This is a genomic window from Streptococcus sp. F2, from assembly GCF_056500955.1.
Genome location: NZ_JBWKAI010000008.1, coordinates 29083 through 48093 on the forward strand (window position 1 = coordinate 29083; position 19011 = coordinate 48093).

General features: G+C 39.6%; 17 protein-coding genes and 1 other RNA gene. 16 read left to right on the plus strand and 2 right to left on the minus strand.

What is annotated here, in order from left to right:
* From mraY to pepC, 11 genes are all read left to right on the plus strand, one after another.
* Complete coding sequence (gene mraY / locus ACYTR8_RS04065; RefSeq protein ID WP_269760588.1) at positions 1-1011, plus strand: phospho-N-acetylmuramoyl-pentapeptide-transferase; 1011 nt, start codon at positions 1-3, stop codon at positions 1009-1011.
* 153 nt (positions 1012-1164) lie between these two features.
* Positions 1165-2508, plus strand: a complete 1344-nt coding sequence (locus ACYTR8_RS04070) for a DEAD/DEAH box helicase (RefSeq protein WP_269760589.1) — start codon at positions 1165-1167, stop codon at positions 2506-2508.
* 196 nt (positions 2509-2704) lie between these two features.
* Positions 2705-3538 carry a transporter substrate-binding domain-containing protein gene (locus tag ACYTR8_RS04075; protein WP_269760590.1) on the plus strand — a complete coding sequence of 278 codons (834 nt, stop codon included), beginning with the start codon at positions 2705-2707 and terminating at the stop codon, positions 3536-3538.
* Between the two features lie 143 nt (positions 3539-3681).
* Entirely contained in the window at positions 3682-4485 is an 804-nt protein-coding gene (locus ACYTR8_RS04080; RefSeq protein WP_003059155.1) for an amino acid ABC transporter permease, read from the plus strand.
* The gene (locus ACYTR8_RS04085; protein WP_003059173.1) at positions 4485-5228 is read left to right on the plus strand and encodes an amino acid ABC transporter ATP-binding protein; all 744 of its coding nucleotides are present in this window, start codon (positions 4485-4487) and stop codon (positions 5226-5228) included. The genes ACYTR8_RS04080 and ACYTR8_RS04085 overlap by 1 nt, the downstream gene beginning before the upstream one ends.
* Before the next feature lie 103 nt (positions 5229-5331).
* Positions 5332-5556 (plus strand): DUF4059 family protein, encoded by a 225-nt coding sequence (locus ACYTR8_RS04090; protein ID WP_479641709.1) that lies wholly within the window; start codon positions 5332-5334, stop codon positions 5554-5556.
* 62 nt (positions 5557-5618) lie between these two features.
* On the plus strand, positions 5619-6536 hold the full coding sequence (gene trxB / locus ACYTR8_RS04095) for a thioredoxin-disulfide reductase (protein WP_479641710.1): 918 nt from the start codon (positions 5619-5621) through the stop codon (positions 6534-6536).
* A gap of 161 nt (positions 6537-6697) precedes the next feature.
* Positions 6698-8077, plus strand: coding sequence for an amino acid permease (locus ACYTR8_RS04100; protein WP_479641711.1), 1380 nt, complete (start codon positions 6698-6700; stop codon positions 8075-8077).
* 169 nt (positions 8078-8246) lie between these two features.
* On the plus strand, positions 8247-9701 hold the full coding sequence (locus tag ACYTR8_RS04105) for a nicotinate phosphoribosyltransferase (RefSeq protein WP_111717330.1): 1455 nt from the start codon (positions 8247-8249) through the stop codon (positions 9699-9701).
* A gap of 1 nt (position 9702) precedes the next feature.
* Positions 9703-10527: an ammonia-dependent NAD(+) synthetase gene (gene nadE / locus ACYTR8_RS04110; protein ID WP_111717328.1), complete on the plus strand. Its 825-nt coding sequence runs from the start codon at positions 9703-9705 to the stop codon at positions 10525-10527.
* A 180-nt stretch (positions 10528-10707) separates the two neighbouring features.
* Positions 10708-12039: an aminopeptidase C gene (gene pepC / locus ACYTR8_RS04115; RefSeq protein ID WP_479640332.1), complete on the plus strand. Its 1332-nt coding sequence runs from the start codon at positions 10708-10710 to the stop codon at positions 12037-12039.
* 46 nt (positions 12040-12085) lie between these two features.
* On the opposite strand, the gene pbp1a is transcribed toward pepC, so the two are convergent.
* The gene (pbp1a, locus tag ACYTR8_RS04120) at positions 12086-14251 is read right to left on the minus strand and encodes a penicillin-binding protein PBP1A (RefSeq protein ID WP_269760595.1); all 2166 of its coding nucleotides are present in this window, start codon (positions 14249-14251) and stop codon (positions 12086-12088) included.
* A complete protein-coding gene (gene recU, locus ACYTR8_RS04125) occupies positions 14238-14846 on the minus strand; it encodes a Holliday junction resolvase RecU (RefSeq protein ID WP_003060942.1) in 609 nt (202 codons plus the stop codon). The genes pbp1a and recU overlap by 14 nt, the downstream gene beginning before the upstream one ends.
* Before the next feature lie 80 nt (positions 14847-14926).
* Between recU and ACYTR8_RS04130 the strand changes: the two genes are divergently transcribed.
* The 5 genes from ACYTR8_RS04130 to ACYTR8_RS04150 all read left to right on the plus strand — a co-directional run bounded on the left by ACYTR8_RS04130 (position 14927) and on the right by ACYTR8_RS04150 (position 18984).
* On the plus strand, positions 14927-15442 hold the full coding sequence (locus ACYTR8_RS04130; protein ID WP_138126258.1) for an SLOG family protein: 516 nt from the start codon (positions 14927-14929) through the stop codon (positions 15440-15442).
* A 121-nt stretch (positions 15443-15563) separates the two neighbouring features.
* Positions 15564-15890, plus strand: coding sequence for a cell division regulator GpsB (gpsB, locus tag ACYTR8_RS04135; protein ID WP_003052194.1), 327 nt, complete (start codon positions 15564-15566; stop codon positions 15888-15890).
* A 13-nt stretch (positions 15891-15903) separates the two neighbouring features.
* Positions 15904-16272, plus strand: an RNA gene (rnpB, locus tag ACYTR8_RS04140) — RNase P RNA component class B.
* Between the two features lie 62 nt (positions 16273-16334).
* Positions 16335-17489: a THUMP domain-containing class I SAM-dependent RNA methyltransferase gene (locus ACYTR8_RS04145; RefSeq protein WP_111717319.1), complete on the plus strand. Its 1155-nt coding sequence runs from the start codon at positions 16335-16337 to the stop codon at positions 17487-17489.
* 13 nt (positions 17490-17502) lie between these two features.
* The gene (locus tag ACYTR8_RS04150) at positions 17503-18984 is read left to right on the plus strand and encodes a cell division site-positioning protein MapZ family protein (RefSeq protein ID WP_479640331.1); all 1482 of its coding nucleotides are present in this window, start codon (positions 17503-17505) and stop codon (positions 18982-18984) included.
* The last annotated feature ends 27 nt before the right edge of the window (positions 18985-19011 follow it).

Below are 19011 nucleotides of genomic sequence, written 5' to 3' on the forward strand. Positions count from 1 at the left end.
ATGTTTTTAACCCTTATCGCAGGAATCATAGCCCTTATGTTAACTGCTTTTGCAATGCCTCATTTTATCAAGTTCTACCAGCTAAAAAAAATTGGTGGGCAACAGATGCATGAAGACGTCAAGCAGCACTTAGCTAAGGCTGGAACACCTACAATGGGAGGAACTGTTTTTCTTCTAGTTGCCACCAGCATCTCCTTTCTGATTGGTTTCTTCTCTTTCCACGATGGCCAAAGTCTAGGATTAATCTCAGGGATTCTGTCTGTGGTTCTCATTTACGGCATCATTGGTTTTTTGGATGACTTTTTAAAAATCTTTAAACAAATCAACGAAGGGTTAACTGCCAAACAAAAGTTAGCTTTGCAGTTGGTTGGAGGATTGATTTTCTATTTTTTACATGTTAGTCCAAGTGGCATTTCTTCGATCAATGTGTTTGGTTATCAGCTGCCGCTGGGAATTTTTTACCTATTCTTTGTTCTATTCTGGGTAGTTGGTTTCTCAAATGCTGTTAATTTGACAGACGGTATCGATGGTTTAGCTTCCATCTCAGTGGTGATTAGTTTATTCACTTACGGCGTTATTGCCTACGTTCAGGGGCAATTTGATGTCTTGTTATTGATTGGAACCATGATTGGTGCTTTACTTGGCTTCTTCCTCTTTAACCACAAGCCTGCCAAAGTATTTATGGGGGATGTGGGGAGTTTGGCCTTGGGAGCTATGTTGGCAGCTATTTCCATTGCCCTACGTCAAGAATGGACCTTACTCATTATCGGAATTGTCTACGTTCTTGAAACAAGTTCTGTGATGTTACAAGTATCCTACTTTAAGTATACTAAGAAAAAATACGGAGAAGGTCGTCGTATCTTTAGGATGACGCCTTTCCACCACCATTTAGAATTAGGTGGTCTATCTGGAAAAGACAAGACATGGTCAGAGTGGCAGGTAGATGCTTTTCTATGGGGAGTAGGGAGCCTAGCAAGTTTACTGGTCTTGGCTATCTTATATGTCTTCTAAGGGGACTACCAAGAAAAGTTAAAAGCATTCTGATTAATGTAATCAATGAGAGAGTGGAGATGACCCACAAAGGCTGATTTTGTGAGTGTTGTCCCACTCCTTTTGCTTGTCTCTAACATTAATGATATAATATGGAAGAAAACGAGGTAAAACATGTCATTTAAAGATTATCATTTTAAGCAATACATCCAGCAAGCACTGGAGGAAATTGGCTTTGTCAATCCAACAGAGGTCCAGCAACGCTTGATTCCTATTGTAAACTCCGGCCGTGACTTAGTTGGGGAATCAAAAACAGGTTCAGGGAAAACCCACACCTTTTTGTTGCCCATTTTTGAAAAACTTGATGAAGCTAAAGCAGAAGTGCAAGTTGTTATTACAGCTCCTAGCCGTGAATTAGCTACTCAAATTTTTGATGCCTGTAAACAAATTGCTAAGCATTCTCCCAAAGATATCCGTTTGGCTAACTATGTGGGAGGTACGGATAAATTACGCCAAATTGAAAAGTTAAAAAGCAGCCAGCCACACATTGTCATTGGAACTCCGGGTCGTATTTATGATTTGGTTAAATCTGGTGACTTAGCGATTCATAAGGCCACGACTTTCGTTGTGGATGAGGCTGACATGACCATGGACATGGGCTTTTTGGATACGGTTGATAAGATTGCAGCCTCTCTTCCAAAGTCTGTTCAGATTTTGGTGTTCTCAGCAACCATCCCACAGAAATTACAGCCCTTTTTGAAAAAATACTTGACCAATCCTGTTATTGAACAAATCAAAATAGAGACAGTTATTGCTGATACGATTGATAACTGGCTTGTGTCGACAAAAGGCAGGGATAAAAATGGGCAAATTTTAGAGATTCTTAAAACGATGCAGCCCTATATGGCAATGCTTTTTGTCAATACTAAAGAGCGCGCAGATGACTTGCATGCCTTTTTAGTAGCCAATGGTTTGAAGGTAGCCAAGATTCATGGTGGCATTCCTCCAAGAGAACGTAAGCGTATCATGAACCAAGTTAAAAAGTTGGACTTTGAATACATTGTTGCTACTGACTTGGCAGCGCGCGGAATTGACATTGAAGGGGTCAGCCATGTCATCAATGATGCTATTCCACAAGATTTATCTTTCTTTGTCCATCGTGTAGGCCGGACAGGTCGAAATGGTATGGCAGGAACTGCTATTACCCTTTATCAACCAAGTGATGACTCAGATATCAAAGAGTTGGAAAAAATGGGAATTGTCTTTACACCGAAGATGCTCAAAAATGGAGAATTTCAAGATACCTATGACCGAGATCGTCGTCAAAACCGTGAGAAATCTTACCAAAAATTAGACACGGAAATGATTGGTTTGGTGAAGAAGAAAAAGAAAAAAGTCAAACCAGGTTATAAGAAAAAAATTCAGTGGGCGGTTGATGAAAAACGTCGCAAAGAACGCCGCGCTGAAAACCGTGCCAAAGGCCGTGCCGAGCGTAAGGCTAAAAAACAAAGTTTTTAAGAGTAAAAGTCAGGTGCCTCCAGCAATATGATGGAGGCTCTGTTTTTTTGTATTCATATGTCTTATGCTAAAGGCTTAAACCTCTCCTAAATGAGGATATGATTAATATTTTGATCAGTTTGATAGTTAAATGGTATTAGGCAAAGCCTTTCATTTTTGTTAGACTTGTGAGAAGATTACAGACTAGAGGTACATTATGAATCGGTATATCAATAAAGTGACGAGAATCGTCTTAATAGGTCTTGTCTTGACTCAATTAGCTATAATTTCTCAGGTCAGTGCTTCTCAAAAAGAAGAGGTTATCGTGGCCACAGATGCAGCTACTAAACCATTTACCTATAAAGAAGGAGAGCGACATACTGGCTATGATATTGAAGTGTTGAAACAAATTTTTAAAGGTTCCAAAACCTATCGTCTCACAATTAAGACAGTTTCTTTTCCTTCAATTTTATCCGGGATTGATTCTGGACGATACCATATTGGTGCTAACGATTTTGGTTATAGTAAGGAAAGAGCAGCAAAGTACCTTTTTTCAAAGCCTATTTCACAATCTCATTATGCTATAGCAAGCAAACCATTACGAGCTTACCGCCGTTTTGAGGAACTTTCAGGAGAAAAAACACAAGGCATGGCAGGGACCAACTACATGCAGGTTTTAGAAAGATGGAATCAAACTCATCCCAATCAGAAATCTATTAAGCTTGGTTACGCTTCAGGAGAAGTTCCTCTTACCCAACGCTTGCAGCAAGTTGAACAAGGTCAGCTAGATTTTCTTTTTTATGATGCTATCTCTTTAGAGACGGCTATTAAAGAGCAGGGATTTTCCTTAAAAGTGAATCGCCTCACCGAAAAAGTAGCCAACCATCAAGATGGTCTAGAATATTATGTGTTTGCTAAGGATAAAAAAGGGAAAGAACTGCAAAGATTTGTTAATAAAGGATTAACCAAGTTACAAGAGTCAGGTCAATTAAAAACTTACAGTCAGAACTTTTTTGGAGGAGACTTTGTTTCGGAGCTTCCTAGGAAGTGAACGATTTGACACATCTGGCTTTAGAGACCGACAAAAAAGCTGTCGTGATAAGTTTTGCTTATTGCTATAATATAGATTTACTATTTTACATGTGGGTGTAAGAGTGTTAGAATATTAAGACAAGAAGTATAAAGGGGAAATCCATGACATCAGTGTTTTTAACCAGTGGTTGGGCTTGGTATGATCAACTCATCTCACCTATTCCACATGGGAAACTTTTTAGTTGGCATGCTGTTTTTGATGCCATTCCAAATATTATCCAACGCCTTCCAATTACCCTTGGTTTGACACTGGCAGGTGCTGTTTTCGGCTTAATTTTGGCTTTGATTTTTGCTATTGTTAAAATTAATAAAGTCAAAATCTTATATCCTATTCAAGCCGTTTTTGTGAGTTTCTTGCGAGGCACGCCTATTCTCGTTCAACTAATGTTGACTTATTATGGTATTCCTCTTTTTCTCAAGTTTCTCAACCAAAAGTATGGCTTTGATTGGAATATTAATGCCATTCCAGCTTCCGTCTTTGCCATTACAGCCTTTGCTTTTAATGAAGCAGCCTATGCGAGTGAGACTATTCGTGCAGCTATCTTATCTGTTGACACAGGAGAGATTGAAGCTGCTAAAAGTTTAGGCATGACCTCTGTTCAGGTTTATCGTCGTGTCATCATTCCCAATGCAGCTGTTGTGGCTATTCCAACCTTGATTAATGGTTTGATAGGCTTAACAAAAGGGACATCGCTTGCCTTTAATGCAGGTATTGTCGAAATGTTTGCCCAAGCACAAATTTTGGGTGGTTCAGATTACCGTTATTTTGAACGTTATATCTCTGTTGCGCTTGTCTATTGGTCTATCAGTATTTTAATTGAGCAAGTAGGTCGCTTGATTGAAAATAGGATGGCCATAAAAGCACCAGAACAAGCTAGTAATGAAAGGTTAGGAGAATTGCGTTGATGATTAAGATTAGAAATTTGAGCAAGGTTTTCTCCGGTCAGAAAGTCTTGGATAGTCTGGATCTTGATATTGAAAAAGGTCAAGTGATTGCTTTAGTAGGTGCTTCAGGAGCAGGGAAATCGACCTTCCTTCGTAGCATGAACTATCTTGAAAAACCAGATTCGGGATCTATTAGCATTGATGACTTTACAGTTGATTTTGAGACCATCACCACAGAGCAAGTTTTAATGTTACGCCGAAAACTTGCCATGGTTTTTCAACAATTTAACCTGTTTGAACGTCGTACAGCACTGGAGAATGTCAAAGAAGGTCTTAAGGTGGTCAAAAAACTGTCTGACCAAGAAGCGACTAAACTGGCACGAGCAGAATTGGCTAAGGTTGGTTTAGCAGATCGCGAAAATCATTACCCTCGTCACTTATCCGGTGGGCAAAAACAGAGGGTGGCATTAGCTAGAGCCCTCGCTATGAAACCGGATGTCTTGCTCTTAGATGAACCGACTTCAGCTCTAGATCCTGAGCTAGTGGGTGAAGTCGAAAAATCGATTGCAGATGCTGCTAAATCTGGGCAGACCATGGTTTTGGTTAGTCACGACATGAATTTTGTTTACCAAGTGGCTGATAGAGTTCTCTTTTTAGATCAAGGTAAAATTTTGGAACAAGGAACGCCTGAAGAAGTCTTTAGACATCCTCAAAAAGAACGAACCAAAGAATTTTTCGCAAGCTATTCAAAAACATACATTTAATGCTATTCTTTTGTTATAATAAAAAGGTCTAGGTATTCCTGGGCTTTTCTTATCTGATGTTATGGAAAAGTTTGTGGAAAAGTAAGAATGACCAGGTGGAAATATGTTAGTAGAAATTTTTAGCCTTTATCTTAAAGGACTCATCTTATCAAGCTTAACCATGGTATCTGTGTGTTTACTATGGACGCTATGGCGAGCAAAAACCAAGAAGGATAAGAGTTTGGCTGAAAGACAGTCATTTTTATATGAGATGTTAATGATTGCTATTTTAACCATCCCAATTTTATCGTTTGCTTTTATGAGTATTTTGGTTGTCTTGAAATCATAATCATTGCAATAAAGAATTGAGATTGCTACAATGTTGACAGAATTATTCAAAGGAGTTAGAGCATGTATGATACATTAATTATAGGTTCAGGACCAGCAGGCATGACTGCTACTTTATATGCAGCAAGAAGTAATTTACGTGTGGGCATTATTGAACAAGGTGCCCCAGGTGGTCAAATGAACAATACTTCTGAAATCGAGAATTATCCAGGGTATGATCATATTTCAGGACCAGAATTATCGATGAAGATGTATGAACCTTTGGAAAAATTTAAGGTTGAAAATATTTATGGTATTGTTCAAAAAGTAGAGGATTTTGGCTCTTACAAGCGCGTATCAACTGAAGATGACAGCTATGAAGCCAAAACCATCATTATTGCAACAGGGGCCAAATACCGTGTCTTAGGTGTTCCAGGAGAAGAAGATTATACCAGTCGAGGTGTTTCTTACTGTGCGGTTTGTGACGGCGCTTTCTTTAGAAATCAAGATTTACTTGTAGTAGGGGGAGGAGACTCAGCTGTAGAAGAAGCTATCTATCTTACCCAGTTTGCTAAAAAGGTAACCATTGTTCACCGCCGTGACCAACTAAGAGCTCAGAAAATCTTGCAGGACCGTGCCTTCGCTAATGAGAAGATTGACTTTATCTGGGATTCTGTTGTCAAAGAAATTCAAGGCAATGATATTAAAGTTTCCAATGTCCTAATCGAAAATGTGAAAACAGGCCAAGTCACTGACCATGCTTTTGGAGGTGTCTTTATCTATGTTGGTATGATTCCTGTGACAGGTATGGTAAGTGAACTAGGGATTACCGATTCAGAAGGTTGGATTGTCACAGATGATCATATGAGGACAAGTATTCCTGGTATTTTTGCGATTGGAGATGTTCGTCAAAAAGACCTTCGTCAGATCACAACAGCTGTTGGAGATGGTGCAATTGCTGGTCAAGGAGTTTATCATTACATTGAGAATATGCCGTCATAAGGCTAGAAGGAGTGGAGCAGTTGCCCACTCTTTTTAATTGGTCTGTTGGCTAAACCCCGCTGGTAGAGCCCTCAGTTTTGCTCAATTCTCCCTTAGATAAATGTTGAAAATTTTCTGAAAAAAGGATATAATAAGTAGTATTTTAGTGAATGGAGTTTATGATGTCTACAAAAGATCAGAAAGACAATAACGAACTAGAAAATGGAATGGTAAGGGGCTTAGAAAATCGTCATGTTCAACTAATTGCGATTGCAGGAACGATTGGAACAGGTCTCTTTTTAGGAGCAGGCCGCTCTATTGCCTTGACAGGGCCGTCTATCATTTTCGTTTATATGATTACAGGTGCCTTCATGTTCATGATGATGCGTGCCATCGGCGAAATGCTTTATTATGATCCAGATCAACACACCTTTATCAATTTTATCACCAAATATATTGGTCCGGGATGGGGTTATTTTTCAGGTCTATCTTATTGGATTTCCTTAATTTTTATAGGCATGGCAGAAATCACCGCTGTTGGTTCCTATGTGCAATTTTGGTTTCCAAACTGGCCAGCCTGGTTGATTCAGTTGGTTTTCTTAGTCTTACTTAGCTCGATCAACTTAATTGCTGTGCGCGTCTTTGGGGAAACTGAATTTTGGTTTGCCATGATTAAGATTGTAGCTATTTTGGCTTTGATTGCAACAGCTATTTTCATGGTTTTAACGGGTTTTGAAACCCATACAGGCCATGCTAGCCTTTCCAATATTTTTGATCATTTTTCCATGTTTCCGAATGGAAAGCTGAAGTTCTTTATGGCCTTCCAAATGGTTTTCTTTGCTTATCAAGCTATCGAATTTGTGGGGATTACCACTTCTGAAACGGCTAACCCAAGAAAAGTTCTACCAAAGGCTATTCAAGAAATTCCAACCCGCATTGTGATCTTTTATGTGGGAGCCTTGGTCTCTATTATGGCAATTGTGTCATGGCATCAGTTACCAGTTGATGAATCTCCTTTTGTGATGGTGTTCAAATTGATTGGTATTAAATGGGCAGCAGCCTTGATTAACTTTGTGGTCTTAACGTCAGCAGCGTCAGCGCTTAACTCAACCCTTTATTCAACCGGTCGTCATCTCTATCAAATTGCTAATGAGACTCCAAATGCCTTGACCAATCGCTTAAAGATTGACACTTTATCTCGACAAGGGGTGCCAAGTCGTGCCATTATTGCTTCAGCGGTTGTGGTTGGTATCTCAGCTTTGATTAATATCCTACCAGGAGTTGCAGATGCGTTCTCACTCATTACGGCATCTTCGTCAGGTGTATACATTGCTATCTACGCCTTAACCATGATTGCTCACTGGAAGTACCGTCAATCTAAGGACTTTATGGCAGATGGTTATTTGATGCCAAAATATAAGTTGACAACGCCTTTGACCCTTGCTTTCTTTGCCTTTGTCTTTATCTCTCTTTTCTTACAAGAATCCACCTATATTGGTGCCATTGGAGCAACGATTTGGATTATTGTTTTTGGGATTTATAGCAATGTCAAATTTAAATAATAGTTAGCGATATAGAACTGAGTCCATTAACTCTTCCTTATTTGAGAGTGTCATGATGGATCAGTTCTTTTTTACTTTAACGATAACTCAAGATATTTCTAAACCCTAGTCCAAGAGCCTTTTTTAAAATATGTTATAATAGTAACAATAATTCAAAGGAGTCCCCTTTATGTATAAAGATGATAGTTTAACACTCCATACTGATTTATATCAGATTAATATGATGCAAGTTTATTTTGAGCAGGGCATTCATAATCGTCATGCGGTGTTTGAAGTCTATTTCCGCAAGGAACCTTTCAACAATGGTTATGCTGTTTTTGCCGGTTTACAGCGCATGGTGGAGTACCTAGAGCAATTTCAATTTTCAGAAACAGATTTAGCTTACCTTGAAGAACTTGGTTATCCGGAAAACTTTTTGACCTACCTTAAAGAGTTACGATTAGAATTGACCATCCGTTCAGCTAAAGAAGGAGATTTGGTTTTTGCTAATGAGCCGATTGTGCAAGTAGAAGGCCCTCTAGGTCAGTGTCAGTTGGTCGAAACAGCTCTTTTAAACATTGTTAACTTCCAGACCTTGATTGCTACAAAGGCTGCTCGTATTCGTTCTGTGATTGAGGATGAGCCCCTTTTGGAATTTGGCACCCGTCGTGCACAGGAACTAGATGCTGCGATTTGGGGAACGCGCGCAGCGATGATTGGCGGAGCAGATGCAACAAGTAACGTGAGGGCAGGTAAACGCTTTGGTATCCCTGTTTCAGGTACGCATGCTCATGCTTTAGTGCAAGCCTATGGTAATGATTATGATGCTTTCATGGCTTATGCTAAGACCCACAAAGATTGTGTGTTTCTTGTTGATACCTATGACACGCTTAAAGTGGGAGTCCCAACAGCTATTCGAGTAGCCAAAGAGATGGGAGATAAAATCAATTTCCTAGGAGTTCGTTTGGATTCTGGGGACTTGGCTTACCTCTCGAAAAAAGTTCGTCAGCAGTTAGACGATGCCGGTTTTACTCAGGCTAAGATTTATGCTTCCAATGACCTCGATGAAAATACCATCCTTAACTTAAAAATGCAAAAGGCTAAGATTGATGTTTGGGGTGTTGGGACCAAATTAATCACAGCCTATGATCAGCCTGCCTTAGGCGCTGTTTATAAGATTGTCTCTATTGAGCAAGAAGATGGTAGCATGCGTGATACGATCAAATTATCAAATAATGCAGAAAAAGTATCCACACCAGGTAAAAAACAAGTTTGGCGCATCACCAGTCGTGAAAAAGGCAAATCAGAAGGCGACTATATCACGTTTACTGATATTAATGTCAATGAATTAACTGAGATTGAGATGTTCCATCCGACCTATACCTATATTAAGAAAACCGTTAAAGAATTTGATGCGGTTCCTCTTCTGGTTGATATTTTTGTGAAAGGTAAATTGGTATACCAGTTACCAACCTTATCAGAAATTAAGACCTATGCTAAAAAAGAATTTGACAAACTTTGGGATGAATACAAGCGTGTCTTAAATCCTCAAGACTACCCAGTAGACTTAGCCCTTGATGTGTGGCAAAACAAGATGGCCTTAATTGATAAAATTCGCAAAGATGCTTATGGAAAGAGTGAATGACATGACCTTACAAGAAGAAATAATTCGACAATTAGGCGTCAAGGCTAGCATTGATCCGAAAGAAGAAATTCGAAAAACTGTTGATTTTTTAAAAGCTTATCTGCGTAAGCACTCATTTTTGAAAACTTATGTCTTAGGCATTTCTGGTGGTCAGGATTCTACCCTCGCAGGAAAGCTAGCCCAGATGGCCATTGCAGAGTTACGGGAGGAAACAGGTGATCAAGCTTACCAATTTATAGCTGTTCGTTTGCCTTATGGGGTTCAGGCTGATGAAGCAGATGCGCAAAAAGCCTTGGCTTTTATCATGCCAGACCAAACACTGACTATTAATATTAAGGCAGCTGTTGATGGTCAAGTAGAGGCTCTACAAGCAGCAGGCATTGAGATTTCTGATTTTAATAAAGGTAATATCAAAGCACGTCAGCGGATGATCAGTCAATATGCCATTGCTGGCCAAATGGCTGGTGCTGTTATTGGAACGGATCATGCGGCAGAGAACATTACTGGTTTCTTTACTAAATTTGGTGATGGTGGAGCAGATATTCTTCCTCTCTTTAGGCTTAACAAACGTCAAGGGAAGGCACTCTTACAGGTTTTAGGAGCGGATTCTGCTTTGTATGAAAAAGTTCCAACAGCTGATTTAGAAGATCAAAAACCAGGCTTGGCTGACGAGGTTGCCCTCGGAGTTACCTATCAAGAAATCGACGACTATTTGGAAGGGAAGCTGATTTCCGAAGCAGCTCAAGCAACTATTGAAAAATGGTGGCATAAAGGGCAACACAAGCGCCACCTGCCAATTACCATCTTTGATGACTTTTGGAAATGATCCAAAAAGAAGGTTCTTTAAAAAAACACAAAAAAGTTAGGTTAGCCTAACTTTTTTCTTGAACAAAATCATATAAGGTCTATAATAGAAGTAATCCTTTAGATTGAAATTAGCTAGGTTGCCCCCGATTGCTAATTTTCTTTCAACTGGGTTTAATCTTATGATTTTAGGAGGACACGAATGTCAGCATTAACAGAGACATTTACAGAACAACTATTTGCTAATTACGAAGCCAGTGCCAAATTTTCAGCTATTGAAAATGCTGTTACCCACAATGGCTTGTTGAAATCATTGGAAACACGTCAAAGTGAAGTGGACAATGACTTTGTCTTCTCTATTGATTTAACCAAAGACAAGGTGTCTAACCAAAAAGCATCAGGTCGTTGCTGGATGTTTGCCGCTTTGAACACCTTCCGACACAAATTAATCACAGAGTTTAAATTAGAAAACTTCGAACTCTCACAAGCACATACCTTCTTTTGGGATAAGTATGAAAAAGCTAACTGGTTTATGGAGCAGGTTATTGCAACAGCTGATCAAGACTTGACTAGTCGAAAGGTGGCATTTCTTTTAGATGTTCCTCAACAAGACGGAGGACAGTGGGATATGGTGGTATCCTTATTTGAAAAATATGGAGTTGTGCCAAAATCCGTTTACCCAGAGTCTATTGCTTCAAGCAACAGTCGTGAGCTAAACCAATATTTGAACAAACTGTTGCGACAAGATGCTCAAATTCTTCGTGATTTGATTGCTTCAGGTGCTAATACCCAACAAGTTGAGGATCGAAAAGCAGAGCTTCTTCAAGAGATTTTTAACTTTTTAGCCATGACCTTGGGCTTGCCACCGCGTCAATTTGACTTTGCTTACCGTGACAAGGATGATGAGTATCATCTTGAAAAAGCATTGACCCCTCAAGCTTTTTACGATAAATTTGTTGGCTTAAAGTTATCTGATTATGTATCTGTCATCAATGCCCCAACTGCCGATAAACCTTATGGCAAATCTTATACCGTTGATATGCTAGGCAATGTGGTAGGAAGCCGTGAGGTTCGCTACCTCAATGTAGAGATGGAACGCTTTAAAGAGCTTGCTATCAAACAGCTACAAGCAGGAGAGTCTGTTTGGTTTGGCTCTGATGTGGGTCAAGTTTCAGATCGTCAAAAGGGGATTTTAGCAACAAATACCTATGATTTTGAAGCTAGTATGGACATCACCTTAAGCCAAGATAAGGCAGGGCGTTTAGATTACAGTGAAAGTTTGATGACACATGCGATGGTTTTAACAGGTGTAGATTTAGATGAGACTGGAAAACCATTAAAATGGAAAGTTGAAAATTCGTGGGGAGATAAAGTTGGAGACAAAGGTTACTTTGTCGCTTCCGATGCTTGGATGGACAACTATACCTATCAAATCGTTGTTCGCAAAGAGTTCCTAAGTGCAGAGGAATTAGCGGCCTATGAAGCCGAAGCAAAAGTTCTAGCACCATGGGACCCAATGGGAGCCTTAGCGTAATACAGTAAAAAAACCTTTCGGTCTAGTAGCCGAAAGGTTTTTGAGGTTAATGGTTTGTTTTTTTATCTTCGTTAGCGGAATGCTCAGCTCCATTTTCTGTATTTGTTGAAGTGTTGGCATCAGTTGCATCAGTTGAGTTATCTGAAGAGGACTGGCTTGAAGATGTTGACGTGTTGTTACCATAGAGGTTATTGTACACTGAATTAGTGTAATCATTGTTGCTTGCATAAGTACCACTTAAGTAGAGGAATCCTCCACTACGATAGAGTCCACTTGGCATGGTCCAGTCTTCACTATAACCATTTGTCAAGTATGTCATCATGTTGCGGTAAACATCTGCAGCAATTTCTAACCCATACCCGTAAACTGGAGTAAGACGGTTCTTGTAACCAGTCCAGACGGCCATAGCGTATTGGTTAGTGTAGCCAACGAAGTTTTCATCTGGTGCCATGGTACCGACATAGTCTGGATAAAGACCGTATTTTTCACCAATTTTAGCAAGTTCCTCATCGGTATAGTTAGAGGTACCTGTTTTACCAGCTTGAGCAACTCCAGGGATGGCAGCAGCAGTACCGGTACCGTAAGTAAGAACGGTTTTCAGCATGTCTGTCATCATATAGGCAGTTGTTTCTTTCATTGCACGTTTGCCTTTTTCTTCAAAGACTTTACTTGTTCCGTCGCTAAATTCAATCTTATTGACATATTGTGGTTTATAATAAATACCACCATTTGCAAAGGCAGCGTAAGCAGCAGCCATCTTTTCACTGCTTGCTCCATATTTAGCTTCTGAACTGCTATTATTACTTGAAATCGCATTTGAATAATGCATTTCAGGATAGTTAATACCAAGTCCGCTTAGGAAAGAACGAGCATAGTCAAGGCCAGCTGCATCAAGGGCTTTAACCGCTGGGACGTTACGTGAGAGCATTAAGGCGGATTGGATAGTCATCCAGCCGTTGTATTTGCGATCCCAGTTGTATAACTGAGTTGTTGTGCCAGGCCAGTAGTAAACAGAGTCGTTCGTAGATTGGGCCGTTGAATTATAGGCACCGGATTCAATAGCGGGAGCGTAATCGGTTATGGGTTTCATGGTAGAACCCCAGTCGCGGTCTGTTAAGACAGCCTGGTTGGTTCCAAAAGAAACATTTTCGTCTTGGTTACGACCACCTAATTGGGCAATCACATGGCCATTGGTCACATCGACAATCGTTGAAGCCACTTGGAAATCCTTATCTGGATAATAAACGTAGTCTTCGGAATTATAGATATTGTAGAGGGTTTGTTGCGCTTCTGGAATAATATTAGTATAAACTTTTAGTCCAGAGGTAAAAATATCTTTATTGGTTTCCTTCTTAACCTCGCCGATGACTTGTTTCAAGTAATTATCCATGTATTTTGGATAGGTCGAGCGTTGTTGAAGGGGTTGAAGACCGTCAGCTACAGGAGTGGCAAGAGCGGCTTCGTACTCAGCTTTCGTAATGTTTTTTTCCATGTACATCTGTTGTAGCACGACATTACGACGGTTTTGAGCTGCTTCAGGCTGTGTATAAGGGTCATATTGACTTGGAGCTTGTGGAATACCAGCCAATAAGGCCAACTGAGCATACGATAGATCTTTGAGATCTTTACCATAGTAGGACTTCGCAGCAGTTAACATACCATAGTTCCCATTTCCCATATAAACCTTATTAATATAGAACGTCAAGATTTCTTGTTTGGTGTATTTACGCTCCATTTGAAGGGCAAGCCAAACTTCTTGGGCCTTACGTTTTAAGGTTTGATCTGACTCATTGGTTGAGAAATAAGCTAATTTAATCAATTGCTGGTCCAGAGTTGATCCACCTTGTGTAGTTTTACTGGTTAAATTATGGAAAGCAGCACCAAAAATACGATAAAGGTCAACTCCGCGGTGATTGAAGAAACGTTTGTCCTCAATTGAAGTGATAGCATTGACCAAGTTGATTGGAATACTATCAGCCGTCACATTTTCGCGTTTTTCAGAGCCTAAATCAGCGATCAGATTGTTATTGCCATCATAGACCAAACTAGAGTTGGTTGATTTCAACTCAGCTTCTGATAGTTTGGGAGCGCTACTAATATAGAAGGCAAATAAAAGACCACCAATAATAATAACAAGAATGATAAGGCTAAGGACAGCACCGAGTACATATTTTAGCCATTTAAGGATTTTTGGATTTTTAATTGTAATCACCGCCTAAAAAATTTTGTTCTATTATGTCTAGATAAGGGACTTGTGGAAAGGCTCCAATAACTATCTTAAAGCCATGTTTTCTGATATAATCGAGGGGCATTGATTTGTTCCCCTTATCAATCTGATAAAAAGCAATAAGAGCCCGAGCAGGCAGATAGTAGGTTTCTTTCAGTGTTGAAAAGTGAAGTAAGACAAAGCAAATTCCATTTTGTTCCACAACAGCTGCCATGTGCTCAATCTGATGGAGATGAAAATTTTTCATAGGCATGGCTGTTTTTTGTCTGGTTTCCTTGGCCTCAAAATCAATATAATGCCCCTTGTAAACCCCAGAATAATCTGTCGTTGAAGCTTGTCTAAAGTACGCTTCAATGATTTTCGCACGACTGCGCTTAGGGTAATCCACTTTGACAATTTGGATGGGGGTAGGTTTTTTATGAATAACAGCAATTTGCCGCGACAAATAATAATCATTTGTCGCGTTGATAGCCGCTTCAAAAGACATGCCTCGATTGGCAAAATCTACCTTATTTTGTTTTGATTGCTTTGGCACGGAAGGTGCTTTTTGTCGAATAAGATTATGAGGGTAGTTGACCATTGTTCTCCTAACATCATCTACTTAATGCTAAAAATTTAAGCATTCTCATTATAACATATTTTTTGAAAGGATAACACTGAATGACTGCAATTCTGATAACGGGTTATCGAAGCTTTGAGCTGGGAATTTTTAGTTCCAAAGACCAGCGGATTTCGATGATAAAAACAGCTATTCGCAAAGACCTAATCAATTACTTGGAAGAAGGAGTGGACTGGTTCATTTTTACAGGAAATTTAGGATTTGAACAGTGGGCATTGGAGGTTGTGAACGACCTGAAAACAGAGTACCCTTTACAAGTGGCAACTATATTTCCTTTTGAAACCCATGGAAATAACTGGAATGAACAAAATCAGGAACTATTAAGCCAATTTAAAGCGGTAGATTTTGTCAAATATAGCTTTCCAACTTATGAAAATCCACAACAATTTAGCTCCTATCATCAATTTTTATTAGCAAATACAGAAGGAGCCTATGTTTTTTATGATACAGAACATGAAACCAATCTTAAATACTTGGTTGCAAAAATGAAACAGCTTCCAGATTATGACTTATCCTTTCTGACCTTTGAACGCTTAAATGAGATTGTAGAAGAATAGTAATGCATTTTTAATAAGGATTGGTATTTAAATACTTGCTTTTTAAGCCATTTTTCTGTATCATTAATAATGATACTAAATCGTAGTTTAGTAAAAAGATTGACCGTATGGAGAGCATAGAATGACAGGTATTATTTATAGTCCAAAGGACATTTTTGAGCAAGAGTTTAAGACTAGTATGAGAGGGTTCGATAAGAAGGAAGTCGATGAATTTCTTGACAACGTTATCAAAGATTATGAGAATTTTAGTGCCCAGATTGAAGCTTTAAAAGCTGAGAACGAAGCTTTGAAAAAAGCTAAATTTCAAGCTAGGAACACAGTGGCGGCTACTTCTCAGCAGACCATGCCACAACCAACACGCGTGACACAGTCAGCTACCAATTTTGACATTCTAAAACGCATTAGTCGATTGGAAAAAGAAGTTTTTGGTAAACAAATTATTGAGTAATTAAAACTGTGCAATTTTTGGATAATCGCGTAGTATTTCAATACTATGAGGAAAGTCCATGCTAGCACTGGCTGTGATGCCAGTAGTGATTGTGCTAGGCGAACAAATAAGCCTAGGGATGTGCTTATACATTACGGCGAAGAAAATGGCTAAGTCCTTGGATATGCCAAAGTACTTCTGAAAGTGCCACAGTGACGAAGTTTTTATGGAAACGTAAAAAATGGAACGCGGTAAACCCCTCAAGCTAGCAACCCAAACTTTGGTAGGGGCATGGGATAGTTGGAAACGAACAAGCTATCCTGACTGTCATTAGACAGTAGACAGATGATTATCGAAAGAGATGAGACCTAGTCATTTCTGGAACAAAACATGGCTTATAGAAAATTGCATAATAGGTTAAGCTAGCACTTGCTAGCTTTTATTTGATTTAAAAGAAAGAGAACTATGAAAGAAACGTTTAAATTAGTGGCAACTGCTGCAGCAGGATTGGAAGCTGTTATTGGCAAAGAAGTAAGGGCACTAGGTTTTGACTGTCAGGTCGAAAACGGAAAAGTTTATTTTGAAGGTGATTTAGAAGCTATTGCTAAAACGAACCTTTGGTTACGGGCAGCAGACCGCGTTAAAATTATCGTCGGCCAGTTTCCTGCTAGAACCTTTGAGGAACTGTTTCAAGGTGTCTTTGCCTTGGATTGGGAAAATTATGTCCCTCTAGGAGCTAAGTTTCCAATCTCAAAAGCCAAGTGTGTCAAGTCAAAGCTGCACAATGAGCCAAGTGTTCAAGCGATTACCAAAAAGGCCGTTGTTAAAAAATTACAAAAGTACTTCCATAGGCCAGAAGGAGTCCCACTGCAGGAAGTTGGATCAACTGTTAATATCGAGGTGTCTATTTTAAAAGACCAAGCTACTGTTATGATTGATACCACAGGATCTAGCTTATTTAAACGAGGTTATCGCGTTCAAAAAGGTGGAGCACCGATCAAGGAAAATATGGCAGCCGCTATTTTGGCATTATCTAACTGGTTTCCAGATAAACCTCTGGTTGATCCCACTTGTGGATCGGGAACGTTTTGCATCGAGGCTGCTTTGATAGGAATGAACATTGCCCCTGGTTTTAACCGTTCCTTTGCTTTTGAAGAGTGGAGTTGGGTCGACAAGGAAATCATCCAAAAGGTTCGTGATGAGGCTGAACAAGAGGCTCGCTATGATGCTGAATTGGATATTTCTGGCTTTGATATTGATGGTCGTATGATTGAGATTGCTAAAAGTAACGCTGAGGAAGCAGGCTTGTCCGATGTGATTACCTTTAAGCAAATGCGTCTTCAAGATTTCCGCACAGACAAGGTTAACGGAGTGATTATCTCAAATCCTCCTTATGGGGAACGGTTGCTTGATGACAAAGCAGTAGACATCTTGTATAATGAAATGGGACAAACATTTGCTCCTTTGAAAACATGGAGTAAATTTATCCTAACTAGTGATGAACAGTTTGAAAAAAAATACGGCCAGACGGCTGACAAGAAGCGTAAACTTTATAACGGTACCCTAAGAGTTGATTTATATCAATTTTACGGGGAACGGGTAAAGCGACATCTGATATAGAGAGGTAATAAGCGTGTCAGAAGAAAGCAAAGAAGTCGAAGTAACAAAAGAATCGCAAACATTGGGACTCAATGAAGCCAAGTCAATGACAGTTGGTGAAGCGGTACGCAAAGAGTCAGAGATAAAAGCAGGTGTTACTGAGGATGATAGCATTTTAGATAAGTATATTAAGCAACACCGTGACGAAGTTTCTTCTCAAAAGTTTGATGCTAAGTACACAGAGCTTGATACAGCTAGTTTAGATAACTTTATCAAAAAGCAACGAGAAGAGTTGAGTAAAGCTGGTCTTGTTGATGACGATCTTGTAGAGAATGAGCCAGCTGCTACCGACTTATCAGAGCCTTCAAGCGAGGGTGTCCCTGATGAATTGGCTTCTGTGGAGGCTGCTGCAGTCACAACAGGTGTTCCGGTCGAAGCAATGGTTCCTGTAACGGATCCAGTTGAAAAGACGATTCCAGAACCTCAGGTAACACAAGAACAACCTGTAAGAGAACAATTCTTTACTGATACTGATGCTAGCAACCCAAGGCAAAAAAGAGGATGGTTAATCGCCTTACTTTTATTGCTCTTAGCCATCCTTGCTACTGTATTTGGCTGGAATTATCTTAAACAAGATAATACTAAGACAAACAATGCTGCAAGTAGTCTAACAACTCAGACCTCAAAAACAGCGTCTTCTAAAAAAGCGCAGCAGTTGAAGGCTGATGCCAAAGCTTTTGAGAAAAAATATAGTGCCTTTTATACGGATGCGACAAAAAGCAACCTAAAAAATAGTGCTTTTACAAACTTACCAGAGTTAGAAAAAGCACTGAAATCTCTAGAAGGTTCTAGTTATTATGATAAGGCAAAAGAAAAGGTAGGTGCGCTGAAAAAAGCAATCACAGCGATTACAGCTGTCAATGGGAAATTTGTTTCAGATGCTATTGTAGATGGGAATAAGGTTGCCGCCGAAGTCAAGCCAGATGCTAACTTTGATGACTTATCAAGTGCTACTTTAACAACAGGAAATGCCAACTTGGATGCTGCTTTACAGGCAAGTATTACAGAAGGTCGCCAACAATTAGCAACTAAGGCTGAAGCAGCGAAAGCGGCAAGTGACCAAGCAGCAGCTCAAGCACAGCAGGCTACAGAAGCACCGGCAGCTCAGACGTCTAGTGCAACGGCTACATCATCTGGTTATGGTATCACGGCCTATAACCCTGCAAGCCTTCAAAGACAATTGTCTCGTGTACCTTACAACGATTCACTTATTGCTGATAGTGGTAATCCTGCTTGGGCTTTTAATCCAGGGATTCTCGAGAAAATTGTTGCTACCTCACAGGCAAGAGGGTACATCTCAGGCAATCAGTATATTTTAGAGCCTGTTAATATTATTAATGGCAATGGTTACTATAATATGTTTAAGCCTGATGGGACATATCTTTTCTCTATTAATTGCAAAACCGGTTATTTTGTAGGAAATGCCAAAGGGCACTCAGATGCTTTAGACTATTAAAATAGAGCTAGTATCTCCTAATACCAA